The following is a 19,579-nucleotide window of genomic DNA, read 5'->3' on the forward strand; positions in this document are numbered from 1 at the left end:
ACGATGCCTCCATCAGACCAGCCCGACCTGCGCGCCCTCGACGCGATCTCCGACGACCCGCGCGCCACCGCGCACGAGCGCGGCACCCGCTCCCGGCAGACGATCGTCCTGCCGGACAACGTGCCGATGGTCAACATCCTCGGTCCGACGGACGAGCTCCTGCGGACCATGGAGCGCGCCTTCCCCAAGACCGAGATCCTCGTGCGCGGCAACGAGTTCCGCCTCGAGGGGCCGACCGAGGACCTCGCGATCATCGACCGTCTCCTCGACGAGGTCATGGAGATCGTCGAGGCCGGCCAGCCGCTCAACCGCGATGCCATCGAGCGCTCGATCACCATGCTGCGGGGGCAGACCCGGGAGCGGCCCGCTGACGTGCTGACGATGAACATCGTCTCCAACCGCGGCCGCACCATCCGGCCCAAGACCCTCGGGCAGAAGCACTACGTCGACGCCATCGGCGACAACACGGTGATCTTCGGCATCGGGCCGGCCGGCACCGGCAAGACCTACCTGGCGATGGCCAAGGCGGTCGCGGCACTGCAGGCCAAGGAGGTCAGCCGGATCATCCTCACCAGGCCCGCGGTCGAGGCCGGCGAAAAGCTCGGCTTCCTCCCGGGCACCCTCGGCGACAAGATCGACCCCTACCTGCGGCCGCTCTACGACGCCCTGCACGACATGATCGACCCCGACTCGATCCCGCGGCTCATGGCCGCCGGCACCATCGAGGTCGCCCCCCTGGCCTTCATGCGCGGCCGCACCCTCAACGACTCCTTCATCATCCTCGACGAGGCGCAGAACACCTCGCCCGAGCAGATGAAGATGTTCCTCACCCGCCTCGGCTTCGGCTCGAAGATGGTCGTCACCGGCGACACGAGCCAGGTCGACCTGCCCGGCGGGATGGAGTCCGGCCTCAAGGTCGTCCAGCGCATCCTCACCGACATCGAGGGCGTCCACTTCGCCCACCTCGACGCCTCCGACGTCGTCCGCCACCGGCTCGTCGGGGAGATCGTCGGGGCCTACGACCGATACGACGCGACGAAGGGGCAGCGCCGATGAGCATCGACGTGCTCAACGAGACCGACCACGACGTCGACGAGGTCGAGTTCGTCGACCTCAGCCGCTACGTGCTCGAGCAGATGCGCGTGCACCCGCAGGCCGAGCTGTGCATCCGCTTCGTCGACGAGGCGACGATGACCGTCCTGCACGAGCAGTGGATGGACCTCGCCGGCCCGACCGACGTCATGAGCTTCCCGATGGACGAGCTGCGGCCCGGTCGCGAGGGCGAGACCTCCGCCGAGGGGGTCCTCGGCGACATCGTCGTGTGCCCGTCGGTCGCGGAGCGGCAGGCCGCCGCAGCGGGCCACGCCGCCATCGAGGAGATGCTCCTGCTGACGACGCACGGGATCCTCCACCTGCTCGGCTACGACCACGCGGAGCCCGACGAGGAAAAGGAGATGTTCGAGCTGCAACGCCAGCTGCTGCTCACCTTCCTCGCCGGCCGCGGCCGGGAGGCCCAGGGGTGACCACCCTGATCATCGGCGCGGTCGTCGCGATCGTCGCCGCCTTCGTCCTCACCCTCGTCGACGCCGCCATCGGCTCGGCCTCCCGCGTCGCCGCGGAGGAGGCCGACAGCGCGGGACGAAGGGGGGCACCCGCCCTGCGCCAGATCCTCGCCGACAGCGCGGGACCGATCTCCGTCATCGCCTTCCTCCGGGCCATCGCCGAGGCGAGCGCGGCCGTGCTCATCACCCTCGTCGTCGTCGGGCAGGTCGAGCGGACCTGGGTCGCGCTGCTCGTCTCCGCCGGGATCATGGTCGTCGTCACCTTCGTCCTCGTCGGGGTCTCCCCACGGACCCTCGGGCAGCAGCACAGCACGCCGATCGCGCTCGCCGCGGCGCCCGCGGTCATCGGGCTGCGTCGCGTGCTGGGCCCCTTCGCCCGGCTGCTCGTCACCTTCGGCAACGCGGTGACGCCGGGGCGCGGCTACCGCGACGGGCCCTTCCGCTCCGAGGCCGAGCTGCGCGACCTGCTCGACCTCGCGGGGGAGTCCGCGCTCATCGAGGACGAGGAGCGCGACATGCTCCACTCGGTCTTCGAGCTCGGCGACACCATGGCCAGCGAGGTCATGGTCCCGCGCACCGACATGATCACTATCGAGTCGGACAAGCCGGCGCGCAAGGGGCTCAACCTCTTCATCCGCTCCGGCTTCTCCCGCGTCCCCGTCGTGGGGGAGTCGAGCGACGACATCGTCGGCCTGCTCTACCTCAAGGACGTCGTGCGCCGCCTGCTGGCCGACGAGACGAGCCGTGATCTGCCGGTCTCGCAGTTCATGCGGCCGGCTCCCTTCGTCCCCGAGAGCAAGCCCGTCGACCACCTGCTGCGCGAGATGCAGCGCGACCAGATCCACGCCGCGATCGTCGTCGACGAGTACGGCGGCACTGCCGGCCTGGTGACGATCGAGGACATCCTCGAGGAGATCGTCGGCGAGATCACCGATGAGTACGACCGCGAGGGGCCCGGTGTCGAGGAGCTCGACGACGGCCGATACCGGGTGCCGGCGGGGCTGCACGTCGACGACCTCGCCGAGCTGCTCGACGTCGACCTCGAGGACGAGGAGGTCGACACCGTCGGTGGCCTCATCGGCAAGATCACCGGCCGGGTGCCGATCGTCGGCACGACCTGCGAGGTCGCCGGCCTGCGGCTCACGGCTGAGAAGATGTCCGGACGACAGCACCGGATCGCGACCGTCATCGTCGAGAGGACGGCACCGGTGCGCGACGGGCACGAGCACGAGGAGGTCGACGCATGACCGACGAGACCCAGTGGCGGGCGGGCTTCGCCTGCCTGGTGGGCCGGCCCAATGCCGGCAAGTCGACGCTGACCAATGCGCTCGTCGGCGACAAGGTCGCCATCACCTCGAGCAAGCCTCAGACGACGCGGCACACGATCCGTGGCATCGTCACGCGCGAGCACCAGCAGCTCGTGCTCGTCGACACGCCGGGCCTGCACAAGCCCCGCACCCTGCTCGGCGAGCGGCTCAACGACCTCGTCCGCGAGACCTTGCTCGAGGTCGACGTCATCGGCTTCTGCATGCCCGCCGACCAGCGGATCGGCCCCGGCGACACCTACATCGCCAAGGACCTCGCCGAGCTGCAGCGGGCCAAGCGGGTGCCGGTCGTCGCCATCGCGACGAAGGCCGACGCGGTCGACCGCGAGCGCCTCGCCGAGCACCTCATCGCCATCGACCAGCTCGGCGACTGGGCCGCCATCGTCCCGTGCTCCGCGGTCCGTGGGGACCAGGTCGACGACGTGCTCGCCGTGCTGGGTGGCTACCTGCCGCCCTCGCCCGCGCCGCTCTACCCCGTCGACCAGGTGAGCGACGAGGACGACGAGAAGATGATCGCCGAGCTCGTGCGCGAGGCCGCCCTCGAAGGGGTCCGCGACGAGCTCCCGCACAGCCTGGCCGTCGTCGTCGAGGAGCTCGTCCCGCGCGAGGGTCGACCCGACGACGATCCGATGCTCGACGTGCGGGTCAACGTCTTCGTCGAGCGGGACAGCCAGAAGGCGATCATCATCGGTCGCGGTGGCTCACGACTGCGCGAGGTCGGGACGACCGCGCGGGTCGGGATCGAGGAGCTGCTCGGTCAGAAGGTCTTCCTCGACCTGCACGTCAAGGTGGCCAAGGACTGGCAGCGCGACCCCAAGCAGCTGCAGCGCCTCGGCTTCTGAGGTCACGACTCGGTCACAGGCATTTGGGCTCCGGGTGCGCTTTGGGTCAAAGTGAGTGGCTGGGCAGCATGCTGCCCGCTAACGCCACCGACTCTGACTTGGGAGGAGCGGCCCGGGCGGCTCCAGCGATGTCCGGGTCGGACGACACGTGACTGCACCTACGCAACCGCCACCCTCTGGCAAGAACGCCCCGCCGCGCGACACCCGTCGGGTGGACCACCCGGCCCTCGAGCCGCGCATCCTGCGCAAGCAGGACAAGCTGGGCATCGACTGGATCGTCTTCGGCATCACCGCCGTGCTGTCCGTCGCCTTCGTCCTGTGGGGTGTCATCAGCACCTCGTCGCTGTCCAGCGCCTCGGAGAGCGGACTCGACTGGGTCGTGACCAACACCGGCTGGCTCTTCGCTCTGGCCTCGACCGGCTTCGTCTTCTTCGTCATCTGGCTGGCCGCCAGCAAGTACGGCAACATCCCCCTGGGCGCCGACGGCGAGGAGCCGGAGTTCCGCACCATCTCGTGGATCGCGATGATGTTCTCGGCCGGCATGGGCATCGGCCTGATGTTCTGGGGTGCCGCCGAGCCGCTCGCGCACTACCTCACGCCGCCGCCCGGCACCGGTGAGGCGGGCAACGACAGCTCGACGCGTACCGCGATGGCGACGACCCTCTTCCACTGGACGCTCCACCCCTGGGCGATCTACACCGTCGCGGGTCTGGCCATCGGCTACGGCGTCTTCCGCAAGGGTCGCGGCCTGACGATCAGTGCGGTCTTCGAGCCGCTCATCGGCAAGCGCCAGGTCAACGGTCCGGTGGGCAAGGTCATCGACATCTTCGCCATCTTCGCCACGCTCTTCGGCTCCGCGACCTCGCTCGGCCTCGGTGCCCTGCAGATCGCCTCCGGCGCCAAGATCGTCGGCTGGGCCGACGACGTGACCAACACGGTCCTCGTCCTCATCATCGTCGTGCTGACGATCTGCTTCATCTTCTCGGCCGTCTCCGGTGTCGAAAAGGGCATCCAGTGGCTGTCCAACACCAACATGGTGCTGGCCTTCGTCTTGGCCGCCTTCGTCTTCGTCGTCGGCCCGACGATCTTCATCCTCAACCTCGTCCCGACCTCGCTCGGGACCTACATGCAGCACCTCATGGAGTACGCCGCGCGGACCAACGCGCAGGGCGAGTCCGGCATCAAGGGGTGGCTGTCCGGCTGGACGATCTTCTACTGGGCGTGGTGGGTCAGCTGGACCCCCTTCGTCGGCATGTTCATCGCCCGCATCTCGCGGGGGCGCACCATCCGTGAGTTCGTCACCGGCGTGCTCCTCGTCCCGAGCACCGTCAGCCTCGTGTGGTTCGCGATCTTCGGTGGTGCCGCGATCAAGGCGCAGGAGATGGGCGCGACGCTCGACAAGTTCGGCGACGGCGAGGAGAGCACGCTCTTCGCGCTGCTCGACTCGATGCCGTGGGCCGGGGTCACCTCGATCCTCGTCATGGTGCTCGTCGCGATCTTCTTCGTGTCCGGCGCCGATGCCGCCTCGATCGTCATGGGTTCGCTCAGCGAGCGCGGCACCCTCGAGCCCAACAGGTTCACCGTGATCTTCTGGGGTGTGGCCACCGGTGCCGTGGCCGCGATCATGCTGACGATCGGCGGCGAGGACTCGCTGACCGGTCTGCAGCAGATCACGATCATCGCGGCCCTGCCCTTCGTGCTCATCATGATCGGCATGGCGGTCGCGCTCGTGAAGGACCTGCAGTCCGACCCGATGGCGGTGCGGCGCGCCTACGCCGTCGAGGCCCTCAAGCAGGCCGTCGTCGCGGGTGTCAAGGAGCACGGGGACGACTTCGTCCTGTCGATCGACCACGCCGAGCCCGGCGAGGGCATCGACCGGGACAAGGTGCTGCACGCCAGCAACGGTGGCTCGGCGACGGCCACCGAGCAGGGAGAGGCAGCCACCGAGCAGGCAGAGACGGACCCGCGGCCGGGCGAGACGCCGACCGCCTGACCTGCTCCACCGCGTCCGGGGCCTGAACACGATGTGGGTGTTCAGGCCCCGACGCCTATCCTTGGGCCCATGCACATCGGAGTCTTTGGAGCCACCGGCCAGGTCGGACAGGTCATGCGCACGCTGCTCGAGGAGCGGGACTTCCCCGTCACCTCGATCCGCTACTTCGCCTCTGCCCGGTCCGCCGGCACGACCCTGCCGTGGAAGGGCGAGGAGGTGACGGTCGAGGACACCGCGACCGCCGACTTCTCCGGCCTGGACATCGCGCTGTTTTCCAACGGCGGGTCCACGAGCAAGGAGTGGGCGCCCAAGGTCGCCGCCGCCGGCGCGACCGTCGTCGACAACTCGAGCGCCTGGCGCAAGGACCCGGAGGTCCCGCTCGTGGTCTCCGAGGTCAACCCCACCGACCTCGACGACCTGCCCAAGGGCATCATCGCCAACCCCAACTGCACGACGATGGCCGCGATGCCGGTCCTCAAGCCGCTGCACGACGAGGCGGGGCTCGTCGCCCTTCGCGTCGCCACCTATCAGGCTGTCTCCGGCTCGGGCGGCGCCGGGCTGACCGAGCTCGACAGCCAGCTGCGCGGCGGTTACGCCTCCGGCGACCCCAAGGACCTCGCCCGCGACGGCAGCGCCCTGACGCTGCCGGCCCCGCAGGTCTACGAGGTGCCCGTCGGCTTCAACGTCGTCGCGATCGCCGGGTCCGTCCAGGACGACGGCACCCTCGAGACCGACGAGGAGCAAAAGCTGCGCAACGAGTCGCGCAAGATCCTGCACATCCCCGACCTGCGGGTCTCGGGCACGTGCGTGCGCGTCCCGGTCTTCTCCGGCCACGCGCTGGCGATCCACGCGGAGTTCGAGCGGGAGATCAGCCCCGAGCGGGCCACCGAGATCCTCGAGGCCGCCGACGGCGTCGTCGTCACGGCCGTGCCCAACCCGCTCGAGGCGACCGGCAAGGACGACGTCTACGTCGGGCGCATCCGCGCCGACCAGTCCGTCGCCGACGGCAAGGGCCTGACGCTCTTCGTCGTCGGGGACAACCTGCGCAAGGGCGCAGCGCTCAACGCCGTGCAGATCGCCGAGGCGATCGTCGCGCGCAAGGGCTGACGGCGCCTCGTCCCACCCGTCACCCGATTCTCGGGTCACCCGATGAACCCCGGCTTCGCAAGGGTTTGGTACTCCTGCGAAGCCGGGGTTTCTCTTGCTCAGCGCGAAGGGAGGACCGCTCGGGCCGTCGTCGCGTCGAGGTGGCGGACGTAGAAGTCCTCGTGCGCGGAGGCCGCCGCGGCCCAGGTGTAGCCGGCCGCCAGCTCCCGCCCGGGCTCGGCGTGGCACGGGGGGTCGGACAGCGCAGCGTCGAGCGCCGCCGCCAGACCGTCGACGTCGCTGCCGTAGCGCACGGTGTCCCCGAAGACCTCCCGCAGCACCGGGAGGTCACGGGCGACGACAGGTACCCCGGCGGCGAGTGCTTCCATCGCCGCGAGCCCGAACCCCTCCTTCGTCGAGGGGAAGCCGAGCACCTGTGCGCCGGCGACGAGTGCTGGCAGCTCGTCGTCGTCGACCGGCCCCAGCACGAGCGGGCTGACGCCGAGCTCGCGGGCGCGGGCTTCACATCGGGCGCGGTAGTCGCGGTAGTCGAAGAGCGTCTCCCCACCACCGATGACGAGCTGCAGATCGCGGCGGTCGAGCCGGGCGAAGGCCTCGAGCAGGTCGATCGTGCCCTTGCGCGGCTCGATGCCACCGAGCGCCAGGACGTAGCCGCCCAGCCGGGCGGTCCAGGCGTCGCGGGCGGGCGCACCCTCGGGGCCGGCAGCGCGGGCGAACCGGCCCGCGTCGACCCCGTTGGGAATCACCGCCGCGCGGTAGCCGTAGGCGGCCTCGACCTCGTCGGCAACCGCCCGCGAGACGCAGATGCGCGCGGCCGGGGCGTGGATGGCACGCTCGTGGCAGGAGACCAGACGAGGTGTCGTGAAGGCGTCCAGGTGGTGGATGGTGCGGATGGGCGCGACGCCGGCGTCGAGCACGGCATTGGCCGAGATGCAGTCCTGCGCGTGCACGACGTCCGCGCCGGTGTCGAAGGCCGCGGCCAGAGCCGCGATGGACCGCTCGATGCGGTCACCGACGCTCTCGTCCTCGCGAGAGACGAAGGGGACGACCCGCACCTGCACGCGCGGGTCGAGGTCCCGGAAGAAGGCGCGGTCACCGCCCCGTCCCAGGGTCCAGATCTCGACGTCGTGCCCGCGGGCCGCGAGTGCCTCCGACAGGGCGAGCGTGTGGACGACCCCGCCACGGGGCTTGGTGGAGTAGGTGAGCTGGGCGATACGCATGGGTCGTCCGATCGTGCGCCGCCGGTGACGGTCAGGCGCTGGTGGTGGTGAGTCGGTAGGCGTGCTCCACGCGCTGGTGGATGTGGTCGAGGGAGCGGCGGGCCCGCGCCACGGCAGTGCTGACGTCGGCCTCGGCGACGGCCAGTCCCCCCTTCGCCCAGGTCTTGGCGACGATCTCGCCGGCGGGGTCGACGACCTTGGCCTGACCGAGGAAGCGCAGGCCCCCGAGCACCCCGGTCTGGTTCGACGACACGAGGTACACCTGGTTCTCGGCGGCCCGGGCGCAGTCGTAGAGGTCGAAGAGGTGGGCCTGGCGGTCGTTGCGGATCCGGTCCGACCGGTCGGTGACGCTGGCGGGCCACGCGCTGAGGCAGGTCACCACCTCGGCGCCGTCGAGGGCCAGCGTGCGGGCGGCCTCGGGGAAGGTCTTGTCGAAGTCGATGAGCATGCCGATCCGTCCGACAGGGGTGTCGAAGGCCCGGAAGCTGTCGCCGGGGCGATAGGCCTCGGCCTCGCCGAGCGGTAGGTGCACCTTGCGGTGCACGCCGAGCAGGCCGTCGCCGCTCACGCAGGCCGCGGTGTTGAAGCGCACCTCCTCGCCGTCGACGACGGCGCGCTCCGTGAGGCCGAAGCAGACCGTCATCCCGCCCGCCAGCGACACGACGGTGGCGAGCTCGGGCCCGTCGAGCGCGATGGCCGGAGGGAGGTCGACCCCCGTGCTTCCCGGATGCCTCAGATCGCCGAGGTAACCGCCGATCGTGGCGTCCGGGAGGACGAGCAGGTCGACGCCGCGTTCGCGGGCCTGCTGGACGATGCTGGACAGCTTGGTGAGAGTGCGCTCGACGTCGCGTCCGAAGTGTGCGGCCACGGCCGCCATCGTCACGGTGCTCATCGGCCCAGACTAGGGACGCGTCAGGCCGCGCGGGCGGCCGCGCCCTCGGCGACGAGCGATGCCACGTGCTCCGCGTCGCGGGCGATCGCGTGGAACCGCCCGGAGCCCCATGTGTGGAGCCACGGCAGCCCGAGGAAGTGGAAGCCGGGCACGGACGTGGCACCGCGCTCGTGCCTCGGGTGGCCATCCTCGTCGAGGACGCCGAGCTCGCCGAGCCAGCCCCAGTCCGCCCGGAAGCCGACGGCCCAGACGATGCTGCCGCTGTCGCGGAGGTCCAGGCTGCTGCCCCCGGGCCGTGGTTGCCACACGGGGGTGTGGCGTGCCTCCACGGGGGCGTCGATGCCTTCGCGCTCGATGTACCGGTCGATGTCGTCCTTGATGGACTCGGCGACCGAGTCGGCGTGGTCGAGGTTGCTCGCCAGGGAGTCGTCGAAGTGGACTGCCCCGTCGACGACCGCGAGCGCCCGGCCGTGCAACGCCATGCCGCCGACGGCGAACTGCCGCAGATCGATGTCGCGGCCGCCGTCGCGCCCCGTGACGTAGTGGTTGGTGGACTCCCGCTTGGTGAGGCCGCGCGTCGTGACCGGCACGTCGTACAGGCCCATCTCGGCGAGCCAGGTCATACAGTCCCTGCCCCGGTAGAACCGGGCGACACGGGGTGCCCGGCCCACGGCGAGATGCACGTTGCGGCCCTCGATGTGCAGGTCCTCGGCGATCTGGGTGCCCGACTGCCCGGTGCCGACGACGAGCACCGGCCCCTCCGGCAACTGGCGCGCGTTGCGGTACTCGTGCGAGTGCACCTGCGTGACCGACACCGGGACGTCCTTCGCCCAGTCGGGCACCACGGGCTCGTGGTACCCACCGGTGGCGGAGGTGACGGTGTCGGCGGTGAGCACCCCGGCCGAGGTGACGACGGTGAAGCCGCCCTCCGGTCGCTGCTCGACCCGGACGACCTCGACGCCCTGCGCGACGGGGGCGTCGAAGGTGTCGGCATACGCCCGCACCCAGGCGTGGACCTCGTCGCGCGTCATGAACCCGTCGGGGTCCGGGCCGTCGTACGCGTATCCCGGGAGCCGGCAGTGCCAGTTCGGCGTGACGAGCGTGAAGGCGTCCCACCGTCCGTCGCGCCACTCGTGGCCGACCTCGTCACGCTCGATGACGATGTGCCGGATGCCCCTCTCGACGAGGTGGCGGCTGAGCGAGAGGCCGGCCTGCCCGCCTCCCACGATGACGGCGTCGTAGTGGTCACCTGCGATGACTGGGGTCGGGATCATGATCCGGTCCTCTCGAGCTGCGGTTCCATGGTGAGCACCTCGACCTCGGCCGTCGGGTGGACGTCGGCCGGGTAGTGGGCGGCCGTGGCCGCGATCGTCTGCTGCGACTGCATGGCCGAGGTGCAGGCCATGCCGTACTTCGCGCGCACGCGCTCGCTGGCCTCGCCCAGGGCCGCGCCCGTCCGGGCGACGAAGTCCGCAAGCGGGTACCGGGCACCCGCCTCGAGGTGGTCGTGCATCACCAGGCTGGGGGAGTAGTGCGAGGTCTCGGCGCCGTCCGGCCAGCGCACGGAGAAGGTCATCTCAGGCATGGGCGAGCTCCCGCCACCGGTCGACGTGCGGCGCCGAGACCTCGGCCACCGGGCCGTACACGTGCGGGCACCGGTCGCGCAGGTGGAACATCCCGGCACGCATGGTCCGGAAGGTCGCGTCGACGTCGATCTCCGCGATCGCCAGCCCGGTCCCGAGCAGGGTGGTGGCGAGGATGTTGCCGCCCGGGTCGACGACCTTGGCGTTGCCGACGTAGCGCAGCGAGCCGAAGGTGCCGGACTGGTTCGACGCCATCCAGAAGACCTGGTTGTCCAGGGCACGCGCGATGTCGAACTGGTTGAACCGGTAGGTCCAGCGGTCCTCCTGCAGGTTGTCCGCCGTCGCGGTCCGGGCGGCGGGCCATGCGGACATGCTCACGACGATCTCGGCACCGTCGAGGGCGAGCATGCGGGCGGCCTCGGGGAAGGCCTTGTCGTAGCAGATCTGCATGCCGACGCGGCCGACCGGGGTGTCGAAGGCGTGGTAGCTGTCACCCGCGGAGTACGACATGTTCTCGCCGAGCGGCTGGTGCACCTTGCGGTAGGAGCCGTAGATCGTGCTGCCGTCGAGACACACCGCGGCGTTGTAGCGGGTGCTCCCGTCGTCGGCGAGCTCGCAGAAGCCGATCGTCAGCACGATGTCACCCGCGAGCTCCTGCACGCGTCGGATCTCCGGTCCGTCCAGCCGGATCGCCGGCGGCAGGGACCTGCTGGTCGTCTGCAGGGTGTCCCCGTGGTTGCCGAGCGACGAGAGGTAGCCGCCGATCGCGGCCTCGGGGAAGGCGACGAAGGAGACCCCCTCGGCGCGGGCGTCGTCGAGCAGCTGGGCGATGAGGGCGTAGTTCTGCTCCAGGTCCCGGGTGAAGTTCGCGGACACGGACGCGATTTTGATGGTCATCGCAGGCCTCAGAGGTTGTAGGTGGAGTTGATGATGGCGCCCTTGCGGGCGTAGTGGATGAGGGCGTCCTGCACGTCCAGGGGGTGCGCGGGGATGACGCCCTCGATGAGGTCCTCCTCGCGGATGCCGTGGAGCGCGAGCCCGAAGCGACAGCAGTAGACCGTGCCGCCCTCCTTGATGAAGGTCTCGAGCGAGTCGTTCATGTTGAGCTCACCCGGGAAGCCCGAGTCACCCGAGGTCGGGAACCCGCGGTTCGCGGTGGCCGCCAGGGTGCCCGGTCCGTATAGGTAGATCGCGGACTCGAAGCCCTTGCGCAGGGCGCGGGTGGCCTGGAGGACGGCGACGAAGCTCACCGACGACTCGTGCGGGATCCCGTGGATGAGGGTGAAGTAGCTCTCCCCGTCCTCGGCCTGATAGTCGGGGAAGATCTTCGTCGAGCCGTACACGTTGCTGCCCTTGGGCAGGGCGGGGTGGGGGATCTCGCCGAGCGACTTGGCGATGTTGTCGGCGATCTGGGCGTCGATGTCGTTGGTCATGGTGGTGCCTTTCGTGGGGGGTGCGGTGGGTGATCAACCGGGCAGGAGCCCGGTGGCTGTGGGGCAGGCGGCGTCGGTCTCGACGCCGTCCGGCCAGAGGAGGCGCACGCCGGGCTCGGCGGTGGCGGTGCCGATGCGCGCGGTCCGCGCGATCGGGGAGGTCATCCGCTCCTGCCCGGGGCGGTCGGCGGTGAGCATGGCGAAGCCGGGGAAGCAGGTGAGCCAGTCGCCGAAGGGGACGCCGTCCGGTGCGGGGATCGAGTCCGGTTCGAGGGTTGCCCCGACGGCCGACGCCTCGGCGAGCATCGCGGCCGTGCCGACGATGCCGGCCATGCTGACGTCCTTGGCCGCTGCGGGACGAGCACCCGCGACGAGCGACCCCAGTGCGCGCAGGTCGGCGCCGGTGCGGGTGGAGGTGCTGTCCCACTGACGGCCCTCGAATCCGGGACGCCAGCGACCGTGCAGGTCGACGGTGAGCGAGATGTCGTCCCCACGGCGCGCGCCACCACCGGGGACCGGGGCGTCCGTCCGGCCGAGGGCGGTGACGGTGAGCGCGGAGGGCACACCGATCTGGGTGTGGCCGCCCAGGACGGGCACACCCCACGCCTGGGCGGCGCTGCGGATGCCACCGACGACCCGCCGGGCGATCTCGGGGGAGGGTGCGCCGATCGCGTCGAGGAGGCCGACCGGCAAGGCGCCCATCGCGGCGAGGTCGTTGACGTTGACGAGCACGGCGCACCAGCCAGCCCACTCGGGGTCCCGGTCGACGAGGGCCGGGAGGATCGCGTCGCAGGCGGCGACGACGTCGGTGCCGGGGACAGGGGCTCCGTCGTCGCCGAGGAACTCGGCCCCGCCGAGGGCGAACGGGCTGTCCTGCCGCAGGTCGCCGACGAGAGAGCCCAGCTCGCTCTTGGTGGCCGCCACGAGGTCGCGGATCCGGGTGATGGGCCAGCGCATCCGCACGTGCGGCGTGCCCTGGATGCGCGTCGCCCCCCAGGCCGTCCACCCGAGTCTGCGGAAGAGGACCTCGTTGGGCTCCTGGACGGTCGCCTCGAAGCGCAGTACGCCCATCCGCAGCGCGGTGGCGCAGGCCTCGCGGACGAGGGCGGGCCCGATGCCACCGGACTGGCGAGCGTCCCGACGGACCACGAGCCGGCTGCCCGTCCACCAGCCGATGTCGCGCCCCGGAGTGGCGGGGGCCAGCCTGACGCCGCCGAGCACTCGGCCGTCTGCGCTGCGGGCGACGAGGACGATCGTGCGCGGGTCGTCGTCGAGATCGTCGTGGTCGACGTCGAGGACGCGTTGCTCGGCGACGAAGACCTCGCGGCGCAGGGCCCGGTAGTCCGCCGTCTCACGGGGGTCGGCACGGCCGATGGTCCAGGCTCGCGTGTCGTGGGCCACCGTCGGGCCCATGAGCGAGGGGATCTCGAGCCGCATCAGGCACCTGCCGTCTGCAGTGCGCTGCAGGCGCCGCAGGCGGCGCACCCGGCTCGCTGGTCGGCGCCGCGCATCCCGGCGTCCCGCAGCAGTGTCGCCACGCGGGCCGTGACGTCGTTGACGACCTGTCGGTCGGGGGCCGGGACGTGGTCGACGTCGGTCGCGAGGGTCCCAGCGAGCGGGCGGAAGGGGACGACGAAGGGGTAGACGCCCATGTCGACGAGCTCCCGTGCTCCGTCGACGAGTTCGTCCGGGTCCTCCCCGAGCCCGACGAGCAGGTAGGTCGAGACCTGGTTCCGGCCGAAGACCCGGACCGCCTCCCGCCAGGCCGTGCGGTACTCGGCCATGGTCACGCGTGACTTGCCCGGCATCCAGCGGGACCGTACGGCGTCGTCCATCGACTCGACGTGGATGCCGATGGATCGGGCGCCGGCGTCGTAGAGGTCGGTGATCGCCTGCAGGTCCGCGGGTGGCTCGCACTGGACCTGGATCTCCAGCGAGGGCACCGCGTCCTTGACCGCCCGGACGCATCGGGCGAGGTGCTTGGCTCCGCGGTCCCACCCGTTCGACGTCCCGGTGGTCATCACCATGCTCGTCACGCCGTCGAGGCGGACCGCCGCCTCGGCGACCTCGGCGAGCATCGCCGGGGTCTTGACGGCGATCGTCGAGCCGGCGTCGAGGGAGGCCTCGATCGCGCAGAAGCGACAGCGCTCGCTCTCCGCGTACCGCACGCACGTCTGCACGACGGTGGTGGCGAGCACGTTGGTGCCGTGGAGCTTGCCGATCTTGTCGTAGGCGACGCCGTCCGCCGTCGACAGGTCGTAGAAGCGGGGGCGGGCGACGGGGGAGATGTCGAGGCCCAGGTCCGCGCCGTCAAGCGTCAGACGGCCGGCCGGATCGACGACGTAGGGGCTGCTGCTGTCGAGCCGGAGTGCGGCTCCGAGGCCATCGATGGCAAAATGGCCGTCATCGCTCGGGCCCGCACCGCCCGTACGGCGGACCGGTGCGTCGCTACGGACGCCGAGGATCGCGATGTCGACACGGGTGGAAACGCGGTCGGGGTTCGGTGTCGGGTTCGGGGCCATGCGGCAAGTACACGGTCGGCCCGTTTCGGACTGGTTTCACTCGGAATGCAGGACTGTTTCCGGGTGAAACGATCGTGTTTCGTCCGCATGGTGACCGGCGTCATGGTCTCGTGAGGTGAGGAGTATCGTGCTGGGCATGCGGGCGAACCTCCTCCTTCTCTGCCGCGGCGAGGCCTGACGCACGGCCACCTCGTCGCGGAGTTCGTGGTGCCGACCAGCACAGACCACACGTGACGAAGGACAGAGCATGATCCACCCCCAGCAGCCCACCTCGATGCCGGTGCGCAAGTACGTCCCCTTTCAGGACCAGATCTCCGTCGAGCTTCCCGACCGCACCTGGCCCGACCGGGTCATGACGCAGGCCCCGCGCTGGTGCGCGGTCGATCTGCGCGACGGCAACCAGGCTCTCATCGACCCGATGGACGCCGACCGCAAGCTGCAGATGTTCCAGCTGCTCGTCAAGATGGGCTACAAGGAGATCGAGGTCGGCTTCCCGAGCGCGAGCGAGACCGACTACAACTTCTGTCGTCAGCTCATCGACGGCGGGCACATCCCCGATGACGTGACGATCCAGGTGCTCACGCAGTGCCGCGACCACCTCATCGAAAAGACCTTCGACGCCATCGCCGGCAGCAAGACCGCGATCGTCCACTTCTACAACTCGACGTCCGTCCTGCAGCGGCGCGTGGTCTTCAACTCCGACCAGGACGGCATCGTCGACATCGCCCTGCAGGGTGCGCGGCTGTGCAAGAAGCTCGAGGAGACCATCCCCGACACCGACGTCTACTACCAGTACTCGCCGGAGTCCTACACGGGCACCGAGCTCGACTTCGCCGCGCGGATCTGCAACGAGGTCATCGACATCATCGACCCGACGCCGGACCACAAGATGATCATCAACCTGCCGGCGACGGTCGAGATGGCCACGCCCAACGTCTACGCCGACTCCATCGAGTGGATGAGCCGTCACCTCGAGCGTCGCGAGTCGGTCGTGCTGTCGCTCCACCCGCACAACGATCGCGGCGAAGGGGTGGCGGCCGCCGAGCTCGGCTATCTCGCCGGCGCCGACCGCATCGAGGGCTGCCTCTTCGGCAACGGCGAGCGCACCGGCAACGTCGACCTGGTGACGCTGGGCATGAACCTCTTCAGCCAGGGCATCGACCCGCAGGTCGACTTCTCGCAGATGGACGAGATCCGGCGCACCGTCGAGCACTGCACCCAGCTCCCGGTGCACCCGCGGCACCCGTGGGGTGGCGACCTCGTCTACACCGCCTTCTCCGGCTCGCACCAGGACGCGATCAAGAAGGGCTTCGAGGACATGGAGGTGCGGGCCAAGGAGGCCGGCACCGACGTCAACGGCATCGACTGGGGCGTGCCCTACCTGCCCATCGACCCGCACGACATCGGCAGGTCCTATGAGGCGGTCGTCCGCGTCAACTCCCAGTCGGGCAAGGGTGGCGTCGCCTACCTGCTGAAGTCCGAGCACGGCCTCGACCTGCCGCGTCGCCTGCAGATGGAGTTCTCGGCCGTCGTCCAGCGCAAGACCGACAGCGACGGCGGCGAGATGAGCGGTCTCGCGCTGTGGGAGGTCTTCAACGACGAGTACCTGCACAGCGAGGACAAGGACGGCTGGGGACGCTTCCAGCCCGTGCGCTCCACGCTCACCGGTGAGGACTCCGGTCTGGACCGCATCGAAGGGCACATCCTCGACGCCGGCCAGGAGGTCGAGATCTCCGGCAGCGGCAACGGCCCGATCGCCGCCTTCCTCGACGCCCTTTCTCCCCTCGGTGTGGACGTGCGGGTCCTCGACTACGCCGAGCATGCCCTCTCCGCCGGTGGCGACGCCCGCGCCGCCGCCTACGTGGAGTGCGCCGTCGGCGAACGGGTCCTGTGGGGCGTCGGCCTGCACGACTCGATCGTCAAGGCCTCGCTCCGCGCGATCCTGTCGGCGGTCAACCGCGCCGAGCGGGACGCGGCGAAGGTCTGACGCCCACCCGCCCCACGGTTTCCGGGTCACCCGAGGAACCCCGGCTTCGCAAGGGTCCCGAACCCTTGCGAAGCTGGGGTTTCTCTTGTCGAGAGTGACTCCTGAGGGCCCGGCGACGGTGACAGATCGTGTCCGCATGCCTGCCTGGCGTCGTGCGCACCAGCACCCCACGGGCGGACCCACCGATGGACCGCTTCACCCTCGAGATCGACGACGACGCCGTGCGCGACCTGCGTGAGCGGCTGGCCGCAGCAGCTGCCCGGCGACCACGGCCGGGCGAAGGGAGTGCCCGTCGCCGAGGAGAGGCGGTGGGCGACGACCTGGCGGCACTCGACCCGCACCGGGTCGCTGCGGACCTCAACCGCCTGCCGCAGTTGACGATCCGCATCGACGGCGCCCGCATCCACTTCGTCCACGTGCGCTCCGAGCGACGTGCTCGAGGACTCGCCGGCCGGGCAACTGGCCTGGATCGTCGACAAGGTCGTCGAGTGGACCCACGACGAGGCCCCGCTCGAGGAGCCGCACCTCCGCGCCCGGCACCTGGCCGGCGTGCTGCTCTTCTGGCTCACCCGCACGGCGGCGTCGGCGGCGGACGTCGTCTACGCGCAGTACGGGAGCCTCTTCGCCGACCCCACAGCCTTCGCCCCCTCGGGCGTGCCGACCGGGGTGCTCGTGGCGGCCGAGGACATCTCGATCCGGCGCTGCGCCGAGCAGAGCAACGCGATCGTGCGCTGGACCGACCTCGACCACGGGGGCCACGTCGCGGCGCTCGAGCAGCCCGACGACCTCGTCGCGGACCTGCGCGGACTCGTCGACTGGGTCCGGCTCAGCGCACCCCGGCGACGCGGAACTGGATCGACACCCTCGGCCCGACCCGAGCGCTCGTCTTGGGTACCGCGTGCTCCCAGGTGCGCTGGCAGGCGCCGCCCATGACGACGAGGTCGCCGTGGCCGAGCGCGACCCGCTGCGAGGGCCCGCCCTCGCGTGGGCGCAGGCAGAGGTGCCGCGCGGAGCCGAGGGAGACGATGGCGATCATCGTGTCCTGCTCGCGGCTGCGGCCGATGCGATCCCCGTGCCAGGCGACGGAGTCCTGCCCGTCGCGGTAGAGGCACAGCCCCGCTGTGACGAAGGGCTCACCCAGCTCGGTCGCGTAGTGCGCCGAGAGCTGCTCACGCATCTCGGTGAGCAGTGGGTGGGGGAGGCTCTCGCCTGCGGCGTAGAAGCAGGTCAGACGAGGGACGTCGACGACCGAGTCGTACATCCGACGGCGCTCGGCCCGCCACGGGACGTCGTGGAGCAGGGCGTCGAGGACCTCGTCGCTGCCGCACGCCCACCCGGGCAGCAGGTCGACCCACGCCGTGCCGTCGAGGTAGCGCCGATGGCGCCGCGCGAGGTCACCGAGCGTGGGGGAGTCGGCTGTGTCGAAGAGCGAGGACTGGAGCGCCTGCATGTTCAGACCATAGCAGTGGGTCGAACAAATGTTCGACTTGTTGTGCGGGCGCGGCGTGGGGTCGGCGCGCTGTCAGGGCGAAGGGAGACAATGGAGCCATGCCCCTCTACCGCGACTCCGGAGTCGTGCTGCGCACCCACAAGCTGGGTGAGGCCGACCGGATCATCACCGTGCTCACGCGGGGCCGTGGCAAGATCCGCACGGTGGCCAAGGGGGTGCGCCGGACGAAGTCGAAGTTCGGCGCCCGCCTCGAGCCGGGCATGCACGTCGACCTCCAGTGCTACGAGGGCCGCAACCTCGACACCGTGACCCAGACCGAGTCGCTCGACCCGTGGGGCGATGCCTTGGCCCGGGACTACTCGCGGTGGACGGCAGCGACCGCGATCCTCGAGACCGCCGACCGGCTCACCGAGGAGCGCGAGCCGTCCGTGCAGCAGTACCGCCTGCTCGCGGGAGCGCTGCGGACCCTCGCCCAGGGCGACCACGCGGCCGAGCTCGTCCTCGACGCCTACCTGCTGCGCGCTCTCGCGATCGCGGGCTGGGCGCCGAGCTTCCACGACTGCGCCCAGTGCGGCGACGAGGGCCCGCACCGCGCCTTCCACGTCGCGCACGGCGGCGTGCTCTGCCGCAGCTGTCGTGTGCCCGGGTCGTCCGCGCCCGCCCCCGAGACCCTCGAGCTCCTCGCCGCGCTGCTCGTCGGCGACTGGGTCGTCGCGGATGCCTCCGAGCAGCGGCACCGCCGCGAGGGCGCTGGCCTGACCGCCGCCTACCTCCAGTGGCACCTCGAGCGTGGGGTGCTCTCCCTTCGTCACGTCGACCGCACGCCCACCCACCCCACCCCAGCGCAGAGGACCGGATGAGCCGCTACGAGACCCCCTTCGCCCACCCGAGCGGAGCGACGCCCCCGCCCGTGCCTGCCGATCTCGTGCCCGGGCACGTCGCGATCGTCATGGACGGCAACGGCCGGTGGGCCAACCAGCGCGGCCTGCCGCGGACCAAGGGGCACGAGGCCGGTGAGGGGGCGCTGCTCGACGTCGTCGCCGGCGCGCTCGACATCGGGGTCAAGCACCTCTCGACCTACGCCTTCTCGACGGAAAACTGGCGTCGCTCGCCCGAGGAAGTGCGCTTCCTCATGGGCTTCAACCGGGACGTCATCCGCCGCCGGCGCGACCAGCTGCACGCCTGGGGGGTGCGCATGCGGTGGGTCGGCCGCCGCCCGCGGCTGTGGAGTTCGGTCATCAAGGAGCTCGAGATCGCCCAGGAGATGACCCGGGACAACGACGCGATGACGCTGTACTTCTGCGTCAACTACGGCGGTCGCGCCGAGATCGCCGACGGCGTGCGGCGGATCGCCGAGGACGTCAAGGCGGGCCGGCTCAAGGGCTCGGGCATCGACGAGCGCACCATCGCGCGCTACCTCACCGAGCCGACCATGCCCGACGTCGACCTCTTCCTGCGCAGCTCGGGGGAGCAGCGCACGAGCAACTTCCTGCTGTGGCAGTCGGCCTACGCCGAGATGGTCTTCCAGGACACCCTGTGGCCCGACTACGACCGGCGGCACCTGTGGGAGGCCATCGAGACGTATGCCCGGCGCGAACGCCGGTACGGCGGCGCGGTGGACGCGCCGACGGACGGCACCTGAGGGTCGCCTAGGGTGACGAGA

19 protein-coding genes and 1 pseudogene are annotated in these 19,579 nt (G+C 70.6%); 11 read left to right on the plus strand and 9 right to left on the minus strand.

Features of this window, described 5'->3' with window-relative positions; translation table 11 throughout:
- The first annotated feature begins 3 nt into the window (after positions 1 to 3).
- The 6 genes from B277_RS06140 to B277_RS06165 all read left to right on the plus strand — a co-directional run bounded on the left by B277_RS06140 (position 4) and on the right by B277_RS06165 (position 6,829).
- A complete protein-coding gene (locus B277_RS06140) occupies positions 4 to 1,056 on the plus strand; it encodes a PhoH family protein (protein ID WP_007926292.1) in 1,053 nt (350 codons plus the stop codon).
- A complete protein-coding gene (gene ybeY, locus B277_RS06145) occupies positions 1,053 to 1,523 on the plus strand; it encodes an rRNA maturation RNase YbeY (RefSeq protein ID WP_007926293.1) in 471 nt (156 codons plus the stop codon). Before B277_RS06140 ends, ybeY begins: the two co-directional genes overlap by 4 nt.
- Positions 1,520 to 2,809, plus strand: a complete 1,290-nt coding sequence (locus tag B277_RS06150; RefSeq protein WP_007926294.1) for a hemolysin family protein — start codon at positions 1,520 to 1,522, stop codon at positions 2,807 to 2,809. The genes ybeY and B277_RS06150 overlap by 4 nt, the downstream gene beginning before the upstream one ends.
- The gene (gene era, locus B277_RS06155; protein ID WP_007926295.1) at positions 2,806 to 3,729 is read left to right on the plus strand and encodes a GTPase Era; all 924 of its coding nucleotides are present in this window, start codon (positions 2,806 to 2,808) and stop codon (positions 3,727 to 3,729) included. The genes B277_RS06150 and era overlap by 4 nt, the downstream gene beginning before the upstream one ends.
- Positions 3,730 to 3,940: 211 nt before the next feature.
- Positions 3,941 to 5,722: a BCCT family transporter gene (locus B277_RS06160; protein ID WP_007926297.1), complete on the plus strand. Its 1,782-nt coding sequence runs from the start codon at positions 3,941 to 3,943 to the stop codon at positions 5,720 to 5,722.
- 69 nt (positions 5,723 to 5,791) lie between these two features.
- Entirely contained in the window at positions 5,792 to 6,829 is a 1,038-nt protein-coding gene (locus tag B277_RS06165) for an aspartate-semialdehyde dehydrogenase (RefSeq protein WP_007926299.1), read from the plus strand.
- Positions 6,830 to 6,927: 98 nt separating this feature from the next.
- On the opposite strand, the gene B277_RS06170 is transcribed toward B277_RS06165, so the two are convergent.
- Genes B277_RS06170 through B277_RS06205 form a run of 8 tightly spaced genes read right to left on the minus strand, consistent with a single transcriptional unit; the run spans position 6,928 to position 14,479 of the window.
- Positions 6,928 to 8,049: an MSMEG_0565 family glycosyltransferase gene (locus tag B277_RS06170; RefSeq protein ID WP_007926300.1), complete on the minus strand. Its 1,122-nt coding sequence runs from the start codon at positions 8,047 to 8,049 to the stop codon at positions 6,928 to 6,930.
- Between the two features lie 31 nt (positions 8,050 to 8,080).
- A complete protein-coding gene (locus B277_RS06175) occupies positions 8,081 to 8,941 on the minus strand; it encodes a carbon-nitrogen hydrolase family protein (RefSeq protein ID WP_040880914.1) in 861 nt (286 codons plus the stop codon).
- Between the two features lie 20 nt (positions 8,942 to 8,961).
- Entirely contained in the window at positions 8,962 to 10,215 is a 1,254-nt protein-coding gene (locus B277_RS06180) for an MSMEG_0569 family flavin-dependent oxidoreductase (RefSeq protein WP_007926302.1), read from the minus strand.
- On the minus strand, positions 10,212 to 10,526 hold the full coding sequence (locus B277_RS06185; protein WP_007926305.1) for an MSMEG_0570 family nitrogen starvation response protein: 315 nt from the start codon (positions 10,524 to 10,526) through the stop codon (positions 10,212 to 10,214). The genes B277_RS06180 and B277_RS06185 overlap by 4 nt, the downstream gene beginning before the upstream one ends.
- Positions 10,519 to 11,400 (minus strand): carbon-nitrogen hydrolase family protein, encoded by an 882-nt coding sequence (locus B277_RS06190; RefSeq protein WP_007926307.1) that lies wholly within the window; start codon positions 11,398 to 11,400, stop codon positions 10,519 to 10,521. The genes B277_RS06185 and B277_RS06190 overlap by 8 nt, the downstream gene beginning before the upstream one ends.
- 29 nt (positions 11,401 to 11,429) lie before the next feature.
- Entirely contained in the window at positions 11,430 to 11,957 is a 528-nt protein-coding gene (locus B277_RS06195; protein ID WP_007926309.1) for an MSMEG_0572/Sll0783 family nitrogen starvation response protein, read from the minus strand.
- 33 nt (positions 11,958 to 11,990) lie between these two features.
- Positions 11,991 to 13,394: an MSMEG_0567/sll0787 family protein gene (locus B277_RS06200; protein ID WP_040880986.1), complete on the minus strand. Its 1,404-nt coding sequence runs from the start codon at positions 13,392 to 13,394 to the stop codon at positions 11,991 to 11,993.
- A complete protein-coding gene (locus tag B277_RS06205) occupies positions 13,394 to 14,479 on the minus strand; it encodes an MSMEG_0568 family radical SAM protein (RefSeq protein ID WP_007926312.1) in 1,086 nt (361 codons plus the stop codon). The genes B277_RS06200 and B277_RS06205 overlap by 1 nt, the downstream gene beginning before the upstream one ends.
- A gap of 247 nt (positions 14,480 to 14,726) precedes the next feature.
- On the opposite strand from B277_RS06205, the gene leuA reads away from it, so the two are divergent.
- The 3 genes and pseudogenes from leuA to B277_RS06215 all read left to right on the plus strand — a co-directional run bounded on the left by leuA (position 14,727) and on the right by B277_RS06215 (position 17,399).
- The gene (gene leuA, locus B277_RS06210) at positions 14,727 to 16,466 is read left to right on the plus strand and encodes a 2-isopropylmalate synthase (RefSeq protein WP_007926314.1); all 1,740 of its coding nucleotides are present in this window, start codon (positions 14,727 to 14,729) and stop codon (positions 16,464 to 16,466) included.
- Positions 16,467 to 16,651: 185 nt separating this feature from the next.
- A pseudogene (locus B277_RS18960) lies at positions 16,652 to 16,840 on the plus strand (hypothetical protein); the annotation flags it as partial.
- Positions 16,841 to 16,898: 58 nt separating this feature from the next.
- A complete protein-coding gene (locus B277_RS06215; RefSeq protein WP_040880918.1) occupies positions 16,899 to 17,399 on the plus strand; it encodes a hypothetical protein in 501 nt (166 codons plus the stop codon).
- Here the strand turns inward: B277_RS06215 and B277_RS06220 are convergent.
- Positions 17,293 to 17,916 carry an alpha-ketoglutarate-dependent dioxygenase AlkB gene (locus B277_RS06220; protein WP_007926316.1) on the minus strand — a complete coding sequence of 208 codons (624 nt, stop codon included), beginning with the start codon at positions 17,914 to 17,916 and terminating at the stop codon, positions 17,293 to 17,295. The genes B277_RS06215 and B277_RS06220 overlap by 107 nt on opposite strands.
- A 98-nt stretch (positions 17,917 to 18,014) precedes the next feature.
- On the opposite strand from B277_RS06220, the gene recO reads away from it, so the two are divergent.
- Entirely contained in the window at positions 18,015 to 18,776 is a 762-nt protein-coding gene (gene recO, locus B277_RS06225) for a DNA repair protein RecO (protein WP_007926318.1), read from the plus strand.
- Positions 18,773 to 19,558 (plus strand): isoprenyl transferase, encoded by a 786-nt coding sequence (locus B277_RS06230; RefSeq protein WP_007926320.1) that lies wholly within the window; start codon positions 18,773 to 18,775, stop codon positions 19,556 to 19,558. The genes recO and B277_RS06230 overlap by 4 nt, the downstream gene beginning before the upstream one ends.
- Positions 19,559 to 19,579: the final 21 nt, after the last annotated feature.

Origin of the sequence: Janibacter hoylei PVAS-1, from assembly GCF_000297495.1 — a bacterium.
Classification (GTDB): Bacteria; Actinomycetota; Actinomycetes; order Actinomycetales; family Dermatophilaceae; genus Janibacter; species Janibacter hoylei.

Bases quoted from the DNA above. Each gene is read 5' to 3' on its own strand.
- B277_RS06165 (WP_007926299.1), top strand. From the start codon at position 5,792: ATGCACATCGGAGTCTTTGGAGCCACCGGCCAGGTCGGACAGGTCATG.
- B277_RS06175 (WP_040880914.1), bottom strand. From the start codon at position 8,941: ATGAGCACCGTGACGATGGCGGCCGTGGCCGCACACTTCGGACGCGAC.
- ybeY (WP_007926293.1), top strand. From the start codon at position 1,053: ATGAGCATCGACGTGCTCAACGAGACCGACCACGACGTCGACGAGGTC.
- B277_RS06170 (WP_007926300.1), bottom strand. From the start codon at position 8,049: ATGCGTATCGCCCAGCTCACCTACTCCACCAAGCCCCGTGGCGGGGTC.
- B277_RS06205 (WP_007926312.1), bottom strand. From the start codon at position 14,479: ATGGCCCCGAACCCGACACCGAACCCCGACCGCGTTTCCACCCGTGTC.
- recO (WP_007926318.1), top strand. From the start codon at position 18,015: ATGCCCCTCTACCGCGACTCCGGAGTCGTGCTGCGCACCCACAAGCTG.
- B277_RS06180 (WP_007926302.1), bottom strand. From the start codon at position 10,215: ATGATCCCGACCCCAGTCATCGCAGGTGACCACTACGACGCCGTCATC.
- B277_RS06185 (WP_007926305.1), bottom strand. From the start codon at position 10,526: ATGCCTGAGATGACCTTCTCCGTGCGCTGGCCGGACGGCGCCGAGACC.
- era (WP_007926295.1), top strand. From the start codon at position 2,806: ATGACCGACGAGACCCAGTGGCGGGCGGGCTTCGCCTGCCTGGTGGGC.
- leuA (WP_007926314.1), top strand. From the start codon at position 14,727: ATGATCCACCCCCAGCAGCCCACCTCGATGCCGGTGCGCAAGTACGTC.
- B277_RS06230 (WP_007926320.1), top strand. From the start codon at position 18,773: ATGAGCCGCTACGAGACCCCCTTCGCCCACCCGAGCGGAGCGACGCCC.
- B277_RS06220 (WP_007926316.1), bottom strand. From the start codon at position 17,916: ATGCAGGCGCTCCAGTCCTCGCTCTTCGACACAGCCGACTCCCCCACG.
- B277_RS06140 (WP_007926292.1), top strand. From the start codon at position 4: ATGCCTCCATCAGACCAGCCCGACCTGCGCGCCCTCGACGCGATCTCC.
- B277_RS06200 (WP_040880986.1), bottom strand. From the start codon at position 13,394: ATGCGGCTCGAGATCCCCTCGCTCATGGGCCCGACGGTGGCCCACGAC.
- B277_RS06195 (WP_007926309.1), bottom strand. From the start codon at position 11,957: ATGACCAACGACATCGACGCCCAGATCGCCGACAACATCGCCAAGTCG.